We start from the raw sequence: 17,263 nt of genomic DNA, 5'->3' as shown, positions 1-17,263 counted from the left end.
TGTCTATGGGTTTTCATTGTTTTTTTTCAGGTTTGTGGGTATACTTGTAGGAGTATGAATCTATACATAAATTTGGCACGAGGGAGCACGAGGAATTATGTGGACTGTTATTTTAATATGTTTTTTAGCCTCGCTGCTGTTAACCCCTGTGGTGAGACGCGTTGTACTTAAATTTGATATTACGGACAAACCGGATAAAAGAAGAATTAATGTCGTACCGATACCGAGCTTGGGTGGGGTGGCTATTTTCATCGCCTTTCTCATCGGGATGTTCTTGCTTCCAATCGATAAAACACTATTATGGCCGCTTATCATTGGGGCGAGCGTGATTGCGCTGACGGGTATTCTGGACGATATTTTGGAATTAAAAGCGCGGTACAAGTTGATTGGTCAGCTGCTCGCGGCGGGCATTATTGTTTTCTGGGGTGGCGTCAACATTACGTTTATTAATTTGCCGTTTGGTGGCGAGGTGTACTTCGGTTACCTGTCGATTCCACTGACGATTCTGTGGATTGTGGCGATTACGAACGCGATTAATTTGATTGACGGGCTGGACGGACTCGCGGCAGGTGTTTCGACGATTGCGCTCTTAACGATTATGGGCATGGCTTTCGTGATGGGCGATCCACTCGTTATCATGATTACGGCGGTGCTTGCAGCTTCGACGCTCGGCTTTCTACCATACAATTTCTACCCCGCCAAAATTTTCATGGGTGACACGGGCGCGCTGTTTTTAGGTTATATCATCGCGATTCTTTCGTTGATGGGCTTTAAAAATGTCACGTTTATCTCGCTGATTGTGCCGGTACTTATTCTAGGCGTGCCGATTTTCGATACGATTTTAGCGATTATTAGACGCATTGTGCACCGGACTCCGATTGCGATGGCGGATAAATCGCATTTGCATCACAGTTTGATGAAGCTTGGGTTTACGCATCGCCAAACCGTGATTCTAATCTATGCGATTTCGGCGTTATTCTCGCTATTTGCCCTTATTTTTACGATGTCGACATTCTGGGGATCGTTCCTGCTGATCTTGGTACTACTCGTGATTGTGGAGTTTTTCGTGGAAGTATTAGGACTTGTGAGCCAGAATTACCGACCGATGATGCGGCTTTTGCGGATTGAACGGATGGACCGTGAAGAGGAACAGGAATAGAGGACTTATCTCGCAGTTGGGATAGGTTCTTTTTTTGTGCTAAAAGAGGCTTGATGCGTTGCGCCATCTGTGTTACTCTATTCAAGTAGGTTTTAAAAATCAAAGGAGAGATAAAACATGAATATTATTGCCACGGCAGAGTCGGTTTTGCAAGCTGAATTGTTGTTGGGCGCGGGGGTAGACACGCTATACGTCGGAGGAAGTCGATTTGGACTGCGCATGCCGCAATCACTGACGCTCGCCGATATTAGTGAAATTACTAACAAAGCGCACGAAGCAGGGAAGAAGGTCTTAGTGGCCGTGAATGCGCTCATGCATAATGAGCATTTGAAGGATTTACTTGCTTATTTACGTGAAATAGCTAACATGAAAGTAGACGCCATAACTGTAGGGGATCCAGGTGTTGTTTTTATGTTGCACGAAATGGAACTTGATTTACCGTTTATCTATGACGCGCAGACGTTTGTGACGAGCGCGGAACAGGTGGATTTTTGGGTGAAACAGGGGGCAGTTGGGGCTGTCATGGCTCGTGAATTGACGCTGATTGAGCTGGAAGCAATTACGGCGAAGATGGCTGTGCCGATTGAGGTGCAGGTGTATGGCCCGACGTGTATTCACCAATCGAAGCGCAAACTCGTGACGAATTACCAGAACATTGTCGAGATAAAAGATGATACGTCGAAGGAACGCGGGCTTTATTTGCGTGAACCGAATGACGCGGATAGTCAGTTGCCGATTTATGAGGACGAGAATGGGACGCATATTTTTTCAACGGAGGATTTGTCGTTGATGCCTTATTTGGAGCGTGTGTATAACGCGGGCTTGCGGACTTGGAAGTTGGATGGTGTTTTATTGCCGGGCGAGGATTTTGTCGCGATTGTGACGTTATTCGTGCAGGCGAAAGAAGCGCTCGAGGCAGGCGATTTTGTTGCGGAGACATTTGTGAACCGTTTAGCAAAATTACAGCTGGAGACGCGGACGCTTGGAACAGGATTCTTTTTGAAACAGCCAGATGAGGTAAAATGAGGAGGGCATGACAATGACTGGAAGAAAAAATTTGAAAAAGCCGGAAGTTTTAGCGCCGGCGGGTAACTTGGAGAAATTGAAAATTGCGATTCGCTATGGTGCGGACGCTGTATATATTGGTGGACAGGCTTTCGGGCTTCGTTCGCGTGCTGGGAATTTTTCATATGAGGAGATGCAAGAAGGTGTGGCATTTGCGCATGCGCGTGACGCGAAAGTTTATGTAGCGGCGAATATGGTCGCGCATGACGGGGACACGGAAGGTGCCGGCGAGTTTTTCCGGACGTTGCGTGATATCGGGATTGATGCGGTCATCGTGTCGGACCCAGCGCTAATTAGTATTTGTTTTGCGGATGCGCCGGGACTTCCTGTGCATTTGTCAACGCAGGCTTCGGCGACGAACTACAAGACGCTTGAATTCTGGAAGCAGCAGGGCTTGGAGCGCGTGGTTTTGGCGCGTGAAGTGAGCATGAGCGAGATTCAGGAAATCGGTCAAAATACGGATGTCGAGATGGAAGCGTTCATTCATGGCGCGATGTGTATCTCGTATTCTGGACGCTGTACGCTATCGAATCATATGGCGAATCGGGACGCGAATCGTGGCGGCTGTGCGCAAAGTTGCCGCTGGAAATATGACCTTTTTGAAATCGATAATGGCGTGCCACGTAATTTGGTCGATGAGGATGAGGAGCCGTTTTCGATGAGCGCGGTTGATTTATCGATGATCCGCTTCATTCCCGATATGGTCGAAGCAGGCGTGGATAGTCTCAAAATTGAAGGTCGAATGAAGTCGATTCATTACGTTTCGACGGTGGCAAGCGTGTATCGCAAAGTCGTGGACGCGTATTGTGCTGATCCAGATAATTTCGTTTTCGATCCAGCTTGGGAAGCAGAACTTTGGAAAGTCGCACAACGCGAACTATCGACAGGTTTCTTCTATCAAGAGCCGACCGAAGACGAGCAACTATTCGGCAAAACACGCAAAATTCCACAATACGCGTTCGCAGCACAAGTATTAGACTACGACCCAGCTACGAAAATCGCAACACTACAACAACGAAACAATTTTGGCGTTGGCGAAGAAATTGAATTTTATGGCCCGGGAGAAGTAGGATTTAAACAAGTCGTGAAAGATCTCTGGAACGAACACGATGAGCCAATTGAACGCGCACCAAACGCGATGATGACGGTGAAAATGACTGTCGACCATCCCGTAGAAGAATTTTACTTCATGCGCAAGAAAAAAGAAGAACGCAAAGCTAAGAAACGCGTGAAAGCATAGCACATAAAATTATTTTTAGTGAGCCAATTCCAGCCAGCTGCCTTAAAACATGTTATAATGTAGCTAAACACGAAAAGGAGTTGTATAAACATGATAGGATGGATTATTGCTATTGCGGTCGTTGTTATACTTGTTCTGATTTATTTTGGAATGTATAACAGCCTTGTCAAATATCGCAACAGAGTAGAAGAAACGTGGGCGCAAATCGATGTGCAATTGAAACGTCGCTTTGATTTAATTCCGAATTTAATTGAAACGGTCAAAGGTTACGCGTCACACGAGAAAGAAACGCTTGCAAAAGTGGTGGAAGCTCGTAACATGATGACACAAGCCCCTGCAGACGGTCGTGGCGAACAAATGGAAGCAGATAACATGCTGACTGGCGCGCTGAAATCCGTTTTTGCTTTGGCAGAGTCGTACCCAGATTTAAAAGCGAATACATCATTTATCGAATTGCAACACGAACTAGCAACAACAGAAAACAAAGTGGCTTATTCACGCCAACTTTACAACACAACAGTCATGACGTATAACACAAAAATCGAATCAGTACCTTCTAACATTGTTGCTAAAATGGGCGGATTCACAAAACGTGATATGCTTGCAACACCAGAAGAAGAAAAAGTGGTTCCAAAAGTTCAATTCTAAAACACTGAAAGGAAGAATGCGCCATGTTATTTGAGCAAATAGCGGCTAATAAGCGTAAGACAGTGTTCATTGTTTTAGGATTCTTCATTTTTGTGATGTTGGTCGGATGTGCTATCGGGATTTTGGTTTATAATAATTATTTGAACGGTCTCATTATGGCGGCTGTGATTGGTGCTATTTATATCGCGATTATGATTTTTTCAAGTTCGAAGGTCGTTATGACGATGAACCGGGCGAAGGAAGTCACATCCAAAGATCAGGAACCAGTGCTTTGGGACACCGTGGAGAGTATGGCGATGGTTGCAGGAATTCCAATGCCAAAAGTATACATTGTAGAAGATCCAAGTCCGAATGCTTTCGCAACAGGAATCTCGCCTGAAAAAGGTTCGGTTGCTGTCACGCGAGGTTTGCTTGACAAGTTGGAACGCTACGAGTTAGAGGGCGTTATCGCGCATGAAGTCGCACATATTCGGAACTACGATATCCGCCTTTCTACGATTGCCATCGCGCTTGTCGCTGTCGTTGCGATTTTGTCCGATTTAGCGATGCGGATGCTCTTCTGGGGTAGCATTACTGGTGGCAACAACAATCGGAAAAGTAACGACAACAATGGTGGCGGCGGTGCCCAAGCGATTATCTACATCGTAGCCCTCGTTTTCGTTATTTTAGCTCCAATCATTGCAACGGCGATTCAGTTCGCGCTCAGCCGTAACCGTGAATATTTAGCGGATGCGACAGCGATCGAATTGACGCGGAACCCACAAGGCTTGGCCGACGCCCTACGCAAAATTGGTGGCGACACGACAAAAATGAAACAGCCGAGTGCAGCGTCCGAATCGATCTACTTCACAACGCCGTCAAAAGGTGAAAAGAAGAAGAAAGAGAAAGCCGGAATGTTTGACTCGCATCCGCCAATTGCAAGCAGAATTGAGCGTTTGGAACATATGTAACACAAAACTAGGAAACTTAGCGACTGTTAGTGAAAACTAGCTAGTCTGCGGATTCCTAGTTTTTTTATATGGATGAATGAATAAAAATACATATGATTGTATGTTGATGAACCGTCTTTTTCTGAAAAAACAGAGATGGCATTTTTGTGAACAGTTATTTTTCATGTAAAAAAAGTTGGATTTTTTGCTGACTATTGATGCGAGATGGCGATAAGATATAGTTAGGCGCAAAAAGCATAGGCATAATTAAAATACGACAAATGAGGTGTGTACAGATTGGTATTACTCTAAGCCGGATACGTGATGGATTACGTGGCAACGTAAAAAAATAGAGACAGAAGTGAAAATGTGCGGAAACTGTTTTTGTAAAATAATGGTGCAACACTTGTGCAATGAAAAAGAAATTATTTTAGTCAGAAGAAGGAGGAAATAACTGCTTATCATAGAGATTTTATGCATAAAGTAGTTGTGATTACAAACATGAAAATGAAAAAGAAAAAGAAATTTGGATTAAAAATTTTATCGGTGGCAATGGTTGCTTCCTTAATGGTACCAACTTCCATCGGGAATATCGCTGTTTTTGCGGAAACGGCTGAACCGGTGACAACTGAAAATACACTAAAAAGCGAGCCAACATTCGCACAGAAAAAGGAATTCCAAATCAAAAAAGGGACAGAAGATGCGGAAGTTAGTGCTTCAGCGGTGAACTTAACGAGTACTGGCCTAGACTTACACGGCGTTGTTAGCGGTGTACCTCAAGCGACGTATTTACGATTTTCTGATGTTACCTTACCGAGCGACGCAAAAATTTCGAACGCGTATCTTTCATTCACAACGCGTGATGCTTCGTCGGCAAGCCAGTCTACAACGATTAGCATAACGGGCGAGCGCGGCAGTCAAGCGGAATTTTCCAATACGGTTGCTTCGTTTACGAATCGAAACTTTACGGACGCTTCGGTGAGTATGGCGACCCCGGTCGTTGCGACGAATACGATTTTTAATACAGAGGACATTACTTCTGTGCTCAATGAAATGCGGGCTGATCAGACGGATATCCAAAACTATGTATTCAAAATAGCCGGTAACAATAAAGGTTCTTTTGTGATGCGTTCGTATGATTCAAGCGCAACCATGGCACCGAAATTGATCGTGGAGTATACGTCGCCATCTGCTGATTACAAAGCCAATATCGCGAACACAGCAGATGACGCAAAAGAGTATGGCGCGAACAAAACGATGGATCTGAACTCGGCGATGGAGATCGGTGGTTATTACTCTGCCACATTAACGCCGGCATATAGAAATATATCCGCTTTCCGATTCGCCAATGTCAACCTTCCAGAAAACGCAAAAATTGATGACGCCTATTTGGAATTCACGACATACGGTACAGTCGCCAATCGCGTTTCCAATATGTCTATCGCTTCAGAACTAGGCAATCCACTAGGCTATACAAGTGTCGCTGGAAACATTAGCTCGCGTCCTTACACAGCATCAACCGTGAAATATCAGCAAGCTAGTTTCACTGCAGCAAATCAAGTCATCCGAACGCCGAATCTCAAAAGTATCATTGACGAAACCCGCCTCATGGGATGGCAAAACGGCAATGCACTAGCTTTTCGCGTTGATGGTGACAACTATATCGGTAGCATCTATCAAGGTGGCTCAGCCGTAGCGTACCAACCGAAACTTGTTATTAAATACACATATAGTGAGCAGGATGCCGTTGCCGCTGATGTCGTAAAAAACCCGGCGAAAATGAAAAACCTCTTTATTAACGAAGTCGCAAGTGCGGGGACGGATGCCGAGAAAAACGGCTGGATCGAGATTTTCAACAATAATGATGTCCCCGTCTTTTTTGAAAATGGTGTTTTCCTATCAGACGACATAACGACTTTAGGGAAATCAGAGCTGAAAAACCTCTACATCCCCGCAAAAGGGTATCGTGTCGTGAAAGCAGATGGTACGCAAAACAATGCATCCGTTCATTTTACGTTAGGTGACCGCGCGACGAAGCTTTATTTATCAACAAAATACGATGATAGCTTCCACACGATGGACACGATGGATGTGCGGCCAATGAGTTTTAACGAAACAATGGGGCGTCTGAATGATGGCGATTCGAACGTGGTGACTTTTAAACCAGGGACCTATGAGAGTTCGAATAATGACGCAAACCAAATCGTGTCGGTTACAGCAAGTCAAAAAACGGGATTATACGCGAAACCTTTCGACTTAGCCTTTGCGAGCGATGCTGTTAATACAATCAAATACACGACAGATGGCTCCACGCCAAGTGAAACGAACGGAACAACGTACACAAAACCGTTCACCATTAACAAAAACACGACGGTTAAAGCCTTCGCGTACAATGCGAAACAAAATAGCGGCGTCCAAACCTTCACGTACGCCATTCGCGAAGATGCCGACAAAATCCCGCTAGCGACAAAAGAGTATAGCGTCAAAGCTGGGACGGATGACGCGGCAGTAGCTGCAACGACTGTCAATTTGACAAGTACTGCGCTTAATTTACACGGACTTCTAAACGCTGCACCTCAAGCGACATTTGTGCGTTTTGCTAACGTTGCGATTCCAGCCGATGCCGTGATTACAAAAGCGTATCTTACGTTCACGACACTGACAGCATCGAGCACACCAACGAATTTGGCAGTAGCTGGGGAAATTGGAAATGGTGATGCCTTCGCGTCCACCGTCGCTTCTTTTACCAACCGCAAACTGACAGAAACGACAGTGAAATCGGCTACACCAGACAAAGTAGCCGTCAATGATCTTGTAAACACGGGTGATTTGACAGCAGTTATTGATGAGATGCGTGCAGGAAACCCGGATATGAAAAACCTCGTATTTCGCGTTGACGGTGACAAAACTGGTTCCTACATCGCGCGTTCTTATGAGTCAAGCGCTGCAATGGCTCCGAAATTAGTTTTAGAATATTATTCAGGAGATGGTGATTTCGCTGGTCAAGTCGCGACAGCAAATGATGATGCCGAAGAATATGGAACCGCAAAAGCAATGAGTCTGAATGACAATCTAAGAATCGGCGGTTACTACTCGACAACGCTTACACCAGGTTACAAAGACATTTCGGCGTTTCGTTTCAACAACGTGACACTGCCAGAATCCGCAGAAATTGAAGACGCCTATTTAGAGTTCACCACCTATGCAACCAATGCCGCAAAAGTAAGCTCTAACATGGAAGTCCGCGCCGAACTAGGCAATCCGGAAATTTACAAAAGCACAGCAGGAAACATCACATCTCGCGCTTACAGTGAGTTAGCTGTAAAATACAATCAACCAGCGTTCACAGCAGGAAACCAAATCGTGCGCACCGCCAATCTAAAAGACATCATCGACGAAAATCGCCTAACCGGCTGGAAAAATGGGCAATCCATGGCATTCCGCATTGACGGTGACAACTATATCGGCAGCGTCTATCAAGGCGGAAACGCAAACGCAGCTAGACTCATCATCCAATACAAAAACAACGCCAAAGGTCCAAGCATCGACGGCGCACTCACAACACCAGACAAAATCAAAAACGTTTTCATCAACGAATTGTCATCCGAGGGAACAGCAAGCTCTAAAGAAGCGTGGATCGAGCTTTACAACGACAACGATGTCCCCGTCATTTTAGACAAAGGGATGTACTTGAGCGACAAAGCAAAAACACTCGACAAATTCGAATTTTCAAACCTAGTTATTCCGGCAAAAGGCTACCGCGTCCTGTATTCCGACAAAGCAACCGAGCTCGGAAACAATCATCTGAGCTTCGAAATCGGCGGTAGCGGCGACGTCATTTTATCCGCAAAAGTTGGTTCTGAATTCAAAACAGTGGATTCAATCAAATATACGAAACAAGCGTACAATCAATCATTCGGACGCCAGCCAGATGCGAGTAAAAATCTCACTTTATTCAGCTCTGACACGTTCGGCAAGTCAAACAACAACGGTCAAACCAACTACGCCGTGCAATTCAGTAAAAATCGCGGTATGTATGATACGGCTTTCGACTTAACGATGACTTCCAAACCTGGCATTACACTAAAATACACGCTAGACGGTACTACACCAAGCGAAACAAAAGGTACCACATACACGGGTCCAATCACGATCGGCAAGACAACAGTCGTCAAAGTTTACGGCTACGATGCAACGGGAAACACAGGCGTACTTTCGAACACCTACGTTCTGCGTGATAACTATAAAAACGAAGTGACATCAGGATCCCAGTGGCAATACAAGACTAACATCACGAGCGATGATTACGCCCAAGCCATTGATGATTTCCCAGTCGTGTCTGTTACCGGCGACGCCACAAATCTGAATGGTTCTACTGATACAGCCGGCACATTCGAATATTTAGACTCCCACATGGGAAATGGCGGAACAAACTACTTCAACTTCGCCGGCTCTAAAAAATTCGGACAAGCGAGCGTATCTCAATTCAATTCTGGAGTCGCGATTAAATTCCACCGCGATTTTAACGGCAAAAAAGCCAAATACAACTTTTTCGATCCACTACCTGGCGAAGTATACCCAGTTGTAGGTAAGTTCAGCAAATTGCAGTTAAAGGAAGGACAAGACGGCCCGCAAAATGACGTTTACAATCTTGGCTACAATCGCTACGATGAAAAAGTAACCGGAACACTCGCGGAACAAATGGGCAAGATTTTCTTACACACCAACTACGTCCATTACTACTACAACGGCAAATACATGGGCGTCAAAACAATGCGTGAAAATTTCAGCCAAAACATGTTTGAAGAATACTTCGGCGGTGACGGTGATGATTACACGAAAATCCGCTTCCAAGATGGCTATTTTGTACCTGGTCACGTAGAAACCGGCGATGGAGATACCGCCATTTTGACAAAAGTAAAAGCAGTATCTGCCGCGAAAAGCTTCCAAGAATTCAAAAACTATGTGGATGTAGAAGATTTAATTAAGACGCAAATCCTCTTCATGTTCACTGATACCGAGCAAGAAGTAGATGCGGTCGTTTCCAATAGCGTGTTAACTGGAAACGGTGGTACGAAGATGAAATTCAATATCAATGACACAGATGGCGCGTTTTACAATAACGGCGGAACTGGCACGAGTTCTTCTTCCTTTACTGGTGGCGGAGGAACGTATCGCTACAAATGGGCAGACGGTAACTCAAGACGCGGCGCCGGCGTGCTATTCGGTAATTTTTCAGGAGATAGCAGTACCGTTGCAACAGCAGGAAACCTCGAATTCAAAACGCTCGTTAAAGACCAAGTTTTGAAACAAATCGGTCCAGCAAACGGTGATTTCGCGGGTGCATCCGGAGCTCCATTATCTGTCGCAAATGTGAGACAACTCATTCTAGATAACCAGAAACAACTCGACGCTGCGTACAAACTCGATGCTGCTTACATGGGCGCGCGAAGAACAATATACCAAGATTGGTTGGCAGCCCAAGTAAAAACGCAAGCGCAAGTCCCAGACCGCGTACGATACAACCTAGAAATGTGGACGAAATACGGCATGGCACATACACTACAAAGCGTCAATGTTGTATCAAGCGGGACAGGCGTTATTTTAGAAAATCCTAATGCCGGAACAGACGTATACTACACGACAGACGGCACCGATCCAATGGGAGCAGATGGCGTCGTATCAAGCCAAGCAACGAAATATATCGATGGAACAGTTCTTGATGCAAAAATAAAATTGACCATCCGCGCATTCAAAACAAACAACTGGGGTCCGATGATCGATAACGGTGCATTTGCAGAACAAGCACAAAAAGAGGACGCCGCGACAAAAGCAGTCCAAGCCTTATTCACCAATGACGACGTTACATCTGGAAGCATCAAAAAAGAAACAAACCAAAAAGCGATAGATGTAGCCCAAAAAGCAGTAGATGCGGTCGCTGATGTAGCAACAAGAGCTGTTTTACAAAACGATCTAAACACAGCCAAAGAACTACTCGCCAACCGAGGTAAAACATCCGGAACCATCACAGCAAACGACTTTATCATAGGGACAGACAGCTACGTCAAAGGAACCTACACTGGCGACGTCGCAAAAATCGCCCTTGAAATCAATGGTACACTACAACAAATCATCAACGCAACCGGCTCCCCGTACCAATATTACGCCAAAGGTAAAATCAACGCGGTGACCGACCAAGTCAACATGATTGGCTACGATAAAGACGGCAATGAGCTTCAAAAAACGAAAGTAAACGTCCAGAAACCAACAGTCGGACAACTCACATTAAACCCGTTCTACCTTGGCAAAGACAACTATGTGACCGGACAATTTTCATGCGATGTAGCGAAAATCAGTTTAACCGTCAATGATGTCGAAGGTACGAAAATCATCGTGAGTGCGCCAGACTTCAAGTACTACGCAAACAACGTCATTCGCAACGTAAGCGATATAGTTAAACTGACCGCTTACGATAATGTCGGCAAAGTCCTTGATACGAAAGCAGTGACCGTTTTAAATGGTATCAGTTTACCAGGTAGTATTACGACTATCGCGCCATTCAAAATCGGCAAAGATAGTTATGTCACTGGAACATTCACTGGCGATGTCGTGAAAGTCGAGCTACAGATTAACAAAGTAGCCTTACAACGTATTAACGTAACAGACGGCACCATCAAATACTACGCCAAAACAAACATCACAAAAACGACCGATATCATCGAACTAGTCGGCTATAACACAGCTGGTAATGTCGTTAGCACAAAAATAGTACCAGTAACATCGGCAAACGGTAACGTGACGGTCAATCCGTTCTTGCTTGGAACGGACGGTTATGTTAAAGGCCAGTTTACCGGCGATGTGGCACGCATTTGCTTAACGGTAAATAACGTCAAGCAAACAACAATCAACGTCCCGACAACAGGACCAGACTTCCAATATTACGCGAAGACACTGATTAAAAATCGTGCAGACATCGTTTCACTGACAGCCTATGACTCACTGGGCGGCGAAATCCAAACAGTAAGCGTACCAATTTTATAAGCAAATATACGCGTAGTATCACTCCGAGCAGTACAGAAAAAACAGGATTCCACAACATGAAAATGTGCGGAGTCCTGTTTTTATTTTGGAAAAATGGTATTAGACTTTCAATCGTAGCATTCTCAACCCATTCAAAATAACTAAAATCGTGCTTCCTTCGTGCCCAATGACGCCAAATGGCAAGTTAATGACTTGGAGGAAATTGGACAATATGAGCAGTAGAATAACGCCTATCGAGAAAATAATATTTTGCCATACAATACGGTGTAATTTCTTTGAAAGTTTCACTGCAAAAGCAAGTTTGGATAGGTCATTTTTCATTAAAATAACATCGGCTGTTTCAATCGCAATATCGGTGCCTTCTCCCATTGCGATACCAACATCAGCATTGGCAAGGGCTGGCGCGTCATTAATACCATCACCGATCATAGCGATAGCGCCGTATTTTTTTTGAAGGGCAAGTAAATGGGTGACCTTGTTTTCAGGAAGGCACTCGGCGATGACGCTGCCAATTCCGATTTCTTTGCCTATTGTATCTGCGGTATGCTGGGAGTCGCCGGTAATCATGATCGTTTTAATGGCCATAGAATGAAGCGATGCAATGGCGTTTTGTGCTTCTTTTTGAACCGTGTCTTTTAACGCCAGCACACCAACGACCTGGGAGTCACAGGAAACGAAGACGAGTGTTTTTCCTTGGGAGGTGAGTCTTTTATTCGATTGATTGACGTAGCGCATCGCCTCTTCTTTGCCTACAAAATCTGCCTTTCCGATCCGCCATTCTTGATTCGAAATGATCGATTTCACGCCCCAACCAGGTACATCGGTGACGGTGACATGAGGTAAAATCTCCCCATCTAACGCATGAAGAATGCTTTGTGCAAGCGGGTGTGTGGACTGACTTTCGATTGTCGCAATGATGTCTGGTGAAACATGAGCCTCCAAATGGATATCGGTTACTTCTGGTTTTCCTCGGGTTAAAGTTCCCGTTTTATCAAAAGCGATGGCTGGTATTTGGTATAAATTCTCTAAATAAGCGCCACCTTTGAATAAAATACCGTGACGTGCGCCGTTAGAAATAGCTGCGAGGGTGGCGGGTGTGACGGAAGCTACGAGGGCACACGGCGAGGCGACAACAAGTAGTACCATCGCGCGATAAAAGCTCTCTGTCCAATCCCAGCCGAACGCGAAATGAGGTAGAAAGAGCATGAGTAGAACCACTAGCAAAACAATTTTGACATAGGTGTCTTCCAAGCGCTCAATAAAACTCGCCGTAGTAGAAGGTGTTTCTTGTGCTTGCTGAACAAGTTGAATGATTTTGCTAAACAAGGTGTTTTCAGACGTTTGAGTCACTTCTACTGTTAAAGCGCCACTCAAGTTAATCGTTCCTGCAAATACGTGATCCTCGGCTTTTTTCTCCACTGGAATAGGTTCACCTGAAATAGTAGCTTCGTCAAGCGTGGATCTCCCTTGTAAAATGATGCCGTCAATTGGAACCGTCTCGCCTGGTCGAACGAGAATATAGTCTCCCAAAGCAAGATTTTCAACCGGAACTTTCGTTGTTGTATTGTCTTTTTTGAGTAGGGAGGCTGTGACCGGTTGCATTTGGAGCAGATTGGAAATTTCACGTGTACTCTTGTTCATCGTGTACGTTTCTAAAGCACCGCTCAGTGAAAAAATAAAGATTAAAATGGCGCCTTCCAGCCAGTAACCAATAATCGAAGCACCGATAGCGGCAATAATCATAAGCAATTCTACATTTAATTTCTTCGTGCGAATCGTACTGGTAATGCCCTCTTTTGCCTTTGCAAAACCGCCGATAATGAAAGCGGAAAGGAAAATGTAAGGTGTGCCCGCCGTTTCAGGAATCATCCATCCAGCAAGAATCAAGAGTCCACTCAGAATAGCCGCGATTAATTCGATATTACGCTTTAAAAATAGCATGTTAGTTCACTCCTCTCCATTGATAATTATTATCATTAACCTTAAAAACACGAAAATCTGCCCTCATAGACTGAGAAAAGATGATATTATTGCGTATTTATTACTTAAAGTATAGCCTGAAATTAGAAATAAAGCAACTTAAATGATAAAATAACAATCTAATTGAGAATGATAATTGATGTCAATATCTATGTGGACATAAAAAAACGACCAGCTAGGGGAGGCTGGTCGAAAAAAGGAGTTTGTTAAGGGACACCACAATTAGAAAAAGGGGGGGGGGGAAAACTAATTGCTGTCCTTGCTTTACATTCTCTATATTAAAGCATGTGCATGAAAATCCCACATCATTTCAATGAAAGTTTGATTAGAATTCAGACTGGATAGCCCATTTATAACGCACGCTATAAAGAAGAGTCTCGTTTCTTCAATTCGGGTGCAAAGCGATAAATCTGAGGAGCCTCCTTGTTTTTATGCTGCAAGCGGTTCAAAATAAGCGCCGCCACTTTGAGCCCCATTTTTTCTGTGGGTTGCGCAATCGTTGTTAAACTAGGCTGGTAAATATCGGCATAGGAAACGTCGTCAATGCCAATGACCGCCACGTCCGAGGGGATTGTTAGTTCCTGCACTTTTAAAAACTGCAAAACCTCACGTAAAACAAGATCATTCCCTGCAATCAGTGCATTTGGTTTATCTGCTAGCTGGAACATGTTTGTTAAGCCAGCTTGTAAGGTATGTAGTTCAGCTGAGCAGATAAAGTCTGGATTGAAAGGAATCTCACAAGCCATTAAAGCAGTCTTATAGCCCTCGATACGTTCAATCCGAGGAGAAATCGCAGACTGTGTTGGCAAGGTTAACATGGCAATTTTGGTGTGGCCACTGGCAGCAAGTGTTGAAACAGCTAGGGATGCGGCCATTTGATTATCCAGTAGAATCGTATCGACAGAAAGCCCAGCGACAATCCGATCAATGAATACGACGGGTATTTCTTCTTCCAGTATTTGTTGGTAGATGGCTGCATTCGTTTCAGTCGGAAAAATGATGAGCCCGTCTACCTTGCGAGAAAGCAAGGCGCGAATGTGATGTTCTTCTTTTTTAGGATTATCATCGGCATTGCAAATAATGACGTTTATATCTTGTTCCTCCAGCGCATTCTCGATAATTCGAATCATTTCTGTTGAGAAGGCATGACGAATATTCGCGACGACAATCCCAACAATGGTCGTTTTTTTATTTTTTAAATTGCGGGCAGATTCATTGGGATGGAAATTGAGTTCGTGAATGATTTGTTCGATATTTTCGCGCGTGCTTTGACTCATATATTCGTAGCGCTTATTTAAGTATTGCGAGACGGTGCTTTTGGAAACGCCAGCTTTTTTCGCCACATCGCCAATCGTTATGCTCTTTTTTTTCATAGCATCTACTCCTCTCTTCCTAAAGTCCACTACCCATTAGTATACTTTGTTTTTCCGTAAAGTGCCATTGAACTGCTGTTTGTTTTTAGAATGTGATGGCTGTGAAAAAATGAAAAATATTTACTATTTGTGTTGCATTGCTAAATAAAATCTGGTAAAATCACTTCATAAACCGGTTTAGTAATGATGAAAAAAGTGGGTGTTTGTTATTTTAGATGTTATCACGTTAGGGGATGCGTTGATTTCGATGTATCCGATGAAGGAAGGAGCGTTACGTCTTTGTCCTCAATTTGAAAGAAAAGCTGGCGGTGCGGAGTTGAATTTCGCTATCGGTTGCGCTCGTTTAGGCGTGAAACCAGGCTGGATTAGTAAGCTAGGCAAGGATGATTTTGGTCGCTATATCCTTTCGTTTGCTAGAGGAGAAGGGGTGGATGTGACGCATGTCGAGCTTGTGGATGGTTATGCGACGTCCGTTTATTTTCGCGAAGTGCTCTCTGATGGTTCAAGTAAATCGTTCTACTATCGACAAAACTCGCCGACAGAAGTGTTGACGGAGGCTGATTTTGAAAGCGCTTATTTTGATGGAGCCAAGGTTTTGCATATCACAGGGGTTTTTCCATCGATTCATCGGCATAATCAAGACATGGTCCGATATGCAGTGAAACTCGCGAAAAAACACGGTTTGCTCATTTCATTCGATCCAAATATTCGTTTGAAAATGTGGACGATGGAAGAAGCCAAGGCATTTATTACAACGATTTTGCCGGATGTGGATATTTTATTAACGGGTGAAGAAGAGGCGGAGATGCTACTTGGCAAGATGGCAGTGCACGATTATATTGCCGCATTTCATCAGTATGGCGTGAAGCAAGTCGTCATCAAAAGAGGAGCAGAGGGCGCGATTGGTTCGGATCAGCAAGCGATTTTTGATGTACCAGCCGTCAAGCCAAGAGCGGTAGTCGATACGGTTGGCGCTGGAGACGGATTTGATGCTGGATTTATTTCGTCTTTGCTAAAAGGTCAGTCTTTTGAACAGGCGCTAAATGTTGCGAATGCTGTGGGTTCCATCGTCGTGAGTGTGAAAGGCGATAACGAAGGCCTTCCGTATTATGAGGAAGTACAAGCTGTTTTAGGTGAGTTAGAATTGGTAGATCGCTAAAGTATAGGGGGAAAAAGCATGTTAGATGTACAGGAGCGTTTAGTACGTGAGAAAATTGTCGTCGTTGTGAGGACGGATAGTTTTGAAGAGGCGCAGCAGATTAGTGAGACGATGATTGAGGTTGGAATTAAAATGATTGAAGTCACGATGACGGTACCGGAAGCGCCGGCACTGATCGGTTTACTGAAAGAGAAATACCAAGCGGATGTGCTCGTGGGTGCTGGGACGATTGCTACGAAAGAGGAAGCGACAGCCTGTTTTAATAATAAGGCAGATTTTCTTGTCTCGCCGTACTTGATTGACGAAGTGGCAGAAGCAGGGCAAGCGCTCGGGATTCCTGTTTTTTCAGGGGCGATGTCGATGAAGGAAGTGGCGGCTACGCAAAAATATCAAAACAGTTTAGTGAAGATATTCCCGGCTAACATTGTTGGGGCACCATTTTTGAAAGCGGTTAAATCGGTTATTCCTTCTGTGCAGTTGATGCCAACAGGTGGTGTGAATGAAAAAAATATACTGGATTGGTTTGAAGCTGGGGCGGATTGCGTGGGTATTGGCAGTGATTTAGTACGGATTTACCGAAAAGATGGCGTCACCGGTTTGAAAGCATATGGCCAGCAGTTGCAAGAAATTTTAGCTAGCGCCGTGCATGACTAAGTGAAAGAAGGATGT

At 44.4% G+C, this 17,263-nt stretch carries 10 protein-coding genes; 8 read left to right on the top strand and 2 right to left on the bottom strand.

All coding sequences use genetic code 11. The annotated features are described in order from the left end of the window. Nucleotides 1-97: 97 nt before the first annotated feature. The 6 genes from DUK53_RS07780 (at nt 98) to DUK53_RS07755 (ending at nt 12,082) form a co-directional block, all read left to right on the top strand. A complete protein-coding gene (locus DUK53_RS07780; RefSeq protein ID WP_373862719.1) occupies nt 98-1,159 on the top strand; it encodes a glycosyltransferase family 4 protein in 1,062 nt (353 codons plus the stop codon). A 117-nt stretch (nt 1,160-1,276) separates the two neighbouring features. After that, on the top strand, nt 1,277-2,185 hold the full coding sequence (locus DUK53_RS07775) for a peptidase U32 family protein (RefSeq protein WP_036091449.1): 909 nt from the start codon (nt 1,277-1,279) through the stop codon (nt 2,183-2,185). A gap of 13 nt (nt 2,186-2,198) precedes the next feature. Next, the gene (locus DUK53_RS07770; RefSeq protein WP_036091451.1) at nt 2,199-3,464 is read left to right on the top strand and encodes a peptidase U32 family protein; all 1,266 of its coding nucleotides are present in this window, start codon (nt 2,199-2,201) and stop codon (nt 3,462-3,464) included. Between the two features lie 90 nt (nt 3,465-3,554). Then, nucleotides 3,555-4,112 (top strand): LemA family protein, encoded by a 558-nt coding sequence (locus DUK53_RS07765; RefSeq protein ID WP_036091453.1) that lies wholly within the window; start codon nt 3,555-3,557, stop codon nt 4,110-4,112. Between the two features lie 23 nt (nt 4,113-4,135). Then, a complete protein-coding gene (htpX, locus tag DUK53_RS07760) occupies nt 4,136-5,062 on the top strand; it encodes a zinc metalloprotease HtpX (protein ID WP_036132855.1) in 927 nt (308 codons plus the stop codon). Between the two features lie 453 nt (nt 5,063-5,515). Further along, nucleotides 5,516-12,082, top strand: a complete 6,567-nt coding sequence (locus tag DUK53_RS07755) for an immunoglobulin-like domain-containing protein (RefSeq protein ID WP_036132853.1) — start codon at nt 5,516-5,518, stop codon at nt 12,080-12,082. Between the two features lie 99 nt (nt 12,083-12,181). Here the strand turns inward: DUK53_RS07755 and DUK53_RS07750 are convergent, their stop codons facing one another. Then, a complete protein-coding gene (locus DUK53_RS07750; RefSeq protein WP_036132851.1) occupies nt 12,182-14,023 on the bottom strand; it encodes a heavy metal translocating P-type ATPase in 1,842 nt (613 codons plus the stop codon). A 401-nt stretch (nt 14,024-14,424) separates the two neighbouring features. Continuing rightward, a complete protein-coding gene (locus DUK53_RS07745; protein WP_036132850.1) occupies nt 14,425-15,435 on the bottom strand; it encodes a LacI family DNA-binding transcriptional regulator in 1,011 nt (336 codons plus the stop codon). Between the two features lie 199 nt (nt 15,436-15,634). Here DUK53_RS07745 and DUK53_RS07740 point away from each other — a divergent pair, with 199 nt between their 5' ends. Together DUK53_RS07740 and DUK53_RS07735 are read left to right on the top strand one after the other, a co-directional pair. Next, the gene (locus DUK53_RS07740) at nt 15,635-16,594 is read left to right on the top strand and encodes a sugar kinase (RefSeq protein WP_308738472.1); all 960 of its coding nucleotides are present in this window, start codon (nt 15,635-15,637) and stop codon (nt 16,592-16,594) included. Nucleotides 16,595-16,612: 18 nt separating this feature from the next. Continuing rightward, nucleotides 16,613-17,248 (top strand): bifunctional 4-hydroxy-2-oxoglutarate aldolase/2-dehydro-3-deoxy-phosphogluconate aldolase, encoded by a 636-nt coding sequence (locus DUK53_RS07735; RefSeq protein WP_036091462.1) that lies wholly within the window; start codon nt 16,613-16,615, stop codon nt 17,246-17,248. The last annotated feature ends 15 nt before the right edge of the window (nt 17,249-17,263 follow it).

The organism is Listeria sp. SHR_NRA_18, from assembly GCF_003856515.1.
In the GTDB taxonomy this organism is placed as follows: Bacteria; Bacillota; Bacilli; order Lactobacillales; family Listeriaceae; genus Listeria_A; species Listeria_A newyorkensis.
The sequence above is the reverse complement of the archived record's forward strand: the minus strand, read 5'-3'. Positions and strand labels throughout refer to the sequence as shown.